Origin of the sequence: Mycobacterium sp., assembly GCF_050701675.1 — a bacterium.
Taxonomy (GTDB): Bacteria; Actinomycetota; Actinomycetes; order Mycobacteriales; family Mycobacteriaceae; genus Mycobacterium.
In genome coordinates, this window is sequence record NZ_JBOGDD010000886.1 from 1 (window position 1) to 3602 (window position 3602).

General features: G+C 69.4%; 3 protein-coding genes. All 3 read left to right on the top strand.

Annotation, left to right across the window (positions count from 1 at the left end):
• A partial coding sequence (gene nusA / locus ACRDUX_RS26995; RefSeq protein WP_526418282.1) for a transcription termination factor NusA occupies positions 1–661 on the top strand: 661 nt, incomplete at its 5' end.
• A 160-nt stretch (positions 662–821) separates the two neighbouring features.
• Complete coding sequence (locus ACRDUX_RS27000) at positions 822–1040, top strand: DUF448 domain-containing protein (protein ID WP_526418284.1); 219 nt, start codon at positions 822–824, stop codon at positions 1038–1040.
• A 97-nt stretch (positions 1041–1137) separates the two neighbouring features.
• A partial coding sequence (infB, locus tag ACRDUX_RS27005) for a translation initiation factor IF-2 (protein ID WP_526418286.1) occupies positions 1138–3602 on the top strand: 2465 nt, incomplete at its 3' end.

Genomic DNA, 3602 nt, shown 5'->3' on the forward strand with positions numbered 1-3602 from the left:
GGAGAACACGCGCGGGAACGTCATCGTGCGGCTGGGTACGGAGGCGAAGGGCTCCGAGGGCGTCATCCGGCCCGCCGAGCAGGTCCCTGGGGAGTCCTACGAACATGGCGATCGGTTGCGCTGCTACGTCATCGGCGTGACCCGTGGCGCGCGCGAACCCAAGATCGAGCTGTCCCGTACCCATCCGAATCTGGTACGCAAGCTGTTCTCGTTGGAGGTGCCGGAGATCGCCGACAACTCCGTGGAGATCGTCGCCGTAGCGCGTGAGGCCGGCCACCGCTCCAAGATCGCGGTCACGTCCCGGGTCTCGGGTCTCAACGCCAAGGGCGCCTGCATCGGTCCGATGGGACAGCGCGTGCGCAACGTGATGAGCGAACTGTCCGGCGAGAAGATCGACATCATCGACTACGACGAGAGCCCCGCGAGGTTCGTGGCCAACGCACTCTCACCGGCCAAGGTGGTGTCGGTATCCGTCATCGACGAGGCAGCCAGGGCTGCGCGTGTCGTCGTACCCGATTTCCAGTTGTCGCTCGCGATCGGCAAGGAGGGGCAGAACGCCCGACTGGCGGCCCGCCTCACCGGCTGGCGGATCGACATTCGCAGTGACGCGGCGCCCGCCCCCGACGAGGAGGCCTCGCACGGCGCCTCCCGCGAGGCGTAGCGAGCACGCGTTTCTTTCTGCGGCAATCGTGACGGTAGACTGAGCCGTGATCCAGCGCGAGAGTTCGGTTCCCCGCGCGCGGCTGCACCAAAGTCCCCAAGGACCAGTGCGTACGTGTGTCGGATGCCGGAAACGTGGGCTGGCCGTCGAACTGCTTCGAGTGGCCGCTGTTCACGACGGAGACGGTAATCACGCCGTCTCGGTCGACGCAGCGGGTAATCTGCCCGGGCGGGGTGCGTGGCTGCATCCCGACCAACAGTGTCTACACGTGGCAATCCGGCGGCGGGCATTCGTTCGAGCGTTGCGCATCACCGGTTCGCCGGACACCTCCGCGGTGGTCGAGTGGTTCGACTCGATCGCCCGGCAACAGAACAGGTAGCGAAGAACATGAGCACACCGTGAAGTTCCGATGACCATGCGTCATAGCTAAACCCGAGGCGCGGCCCACTGCTGTCGCCTCCTAGACAGGAGATGTAGTGGCAGGCAAGGCCCGCGTGCACGAGTTGGCCAAAGAACTCGGTGTCACCAGTAAGGAAGTACTCGCCCGACTGAGCGAACAGGGCGAATTCGTCAAATCAGCATCATCGACCGTCGAGGCGCCCGTCGCCCGTCGGCTCCGGGAGGCGTTGGGCTCGAAGCCCGCCCCCGCGAAGGCGGCACCCGCGGCCAAGGCAGCGTCCGGTGCCGAGTCCAATGGCAATGGGGTGGCCACCGCGCCAGGCCCCAAGCCCGCAGGCCCCAAGCCCGCAGCGCCGCGGCCGCCCGCCGCACCCGAACCCGAGCCCGTCGCGGCGCCCCCCGCGCCCGCACCCACACCCGAGGTGGCCGCTGCGCCGTCAGCCCCGCCAGCCCCGCCAGCGGTCGGTGAGCAGCCGACCCAGGCTGCGCCGCCCGCTCCCGGCGCCCGGTCAGCTCCGGCTCCCGGTGCTCCCCGGCCCGGTCCGCGCACGCCGCGCGTCGGCAACAACCCCTTCTCCACGCAAGTGCCCGTCGAGCGTCCTGCCCCGCGGCCTCCGCAGGGTGCAGGTGCCCCACCCCGTCCGGGTGGTCCGGGTGGCCCACCGCGACCCGGTGGCGGACCTCGTCCCGGCGGTGCCTCGCCTGGCAACATGCCCCCGCGCCCGCCAGGTGCACGTCCGGCTGCGGCTGGTCGTCCCGGTGGAGCACGTCCAGGACCCGGTGCCCGCGGACCCGGCGGTGGCGGTGGACGTCCCGGCGGTCCTCCCGGTGCAGGCGGCGGCGGTAACTACCGCGGTGGCGGCGCCGGTGGCGCCGGAGCGCCAGGTGGCGCGCCAGCAGGTGGTTTCCGCGGACGCCCAGGCGGCGGTGGCCGTCCCGGCCAGCGCGGCGGTGCCGCAGGTGCCTTCGGTCGTCCCGGCGGCGCGGTCCGTCGTGGCCGCAAGTCGAAGCGGGCAAAACGCGCCGAGTACGAAAGCATGCAGGCGCCGGTCGTCGGTGGCGTGCGGTTGCCGCACGGCAACGGGGAGACCATTCGGTTGGCCCGCGGCGCGTCGCTGGTGGACTTCGCCGACAAGATCAACGCCAACCCGGCAGCGCTGGTGCAGGCGCTGTTCAACCTCGGCGAAATGGTCACGGCCACGCAGTCGGTCGGCGACGAGACGCTGGAGTTGCTCGGCGGCGAGATGAACTACGTCGTGCAGGTCGTGTCCCCGGAGGACGAGGACCGCGAGCTCCTGCAGTCGTTCGACCTCACCTACGGCGAGGACGAGGGCGACGAGGACGATCTCGAGTTCCGGCCGCCGGTCGTCACCGTCATGGGTCACGTCTACCACGGCAAGACCCGACTGCTGGACACCATCCGCCAGGCCAACGTCCGTGAGGGCGAGGCCGGTGGCATCACCCAGCACATCGGCGCCTACCAGGTCCTCACCGAACTGGACGGCAACGAGCGACTGGTCACCTTCATCGACACCCCCGGTCACGAGGCGTTCACCGCCATGCGTGCCCGCGGCGCGAAGGCCACCGACATCGCCATCCTGGTGGTGGCGGCCGACGACGGCGTGATGCCGCAGACGGTGGAGGCCATCAACCACGCACAAGCGGCCGACGTGCCGATCGTCGTGGCGGTCAACAAGATCGACAAGGAGGGCGCCGACCCGGCCAAGATCCGGGCGCAGCTCACCGAGTACAACCTGGTCGCCGAGGACTTCGGCGGCGACACGATGTTCGTCGACATCTCGGCCAAGCAGGGCACCAACATCGATCACCTGCTCGAGGCGGTGCTGCTGACCGCGGATGCCACGCTGGATCTGCGGGCCAACCCGGACATGGAAGCCCAGGGTGTGGCGATCGAGGCTCACCTGGACCGCGGTCGCGGCCCGGTGGCCACGGTGCTCATCCAGCGCGGCACGCTGCGCGTCGGCGACTCGATCGTCGCAGGCGATGCCTACGGCCGCGTCCGGCGCATGGTCGACGAGCACGGTCAGGACGTCGAAGAGGCGACCCCGTCGCGTCCGGTCCAGGTCATCGGCTTCACGTCGGTGCCGGGTGCCGGTGACAACCTGCTGGTCGTCGACGAGGACCGGATCGCCAGGCAGATCGCCGACCGGCGCAGCGCGCGCAAGCGCAATGCTCTGGCCGCGCGTACCCGCAAGCGCATCAGCCTTGACGATCTGGATGCGGCGCTGAAGGAGACTTCGCAGCTGAACCTGATCCTGAAGGGCGACAACTCGGGCACCGTCGAGGCGCTCGAGGAAGCCCTGCTTGGCATCGACATCGGCGACGAGGTCGAACTGCGCGTCATCGACCGCGGTGTCGGTGGCGTCACCGAGACCAACGTCAACCTGGCGTCGGCGTCGAATGCCATCATCATCGGGTTCAACGTCCGTGCCGAGGGCAAGGCGACCGAACTGGCCAACCGCGAGGGTGTCGACATTCGGTACTACTCGGTGATCTACCAGGCCATCGACGAGATCCAGGC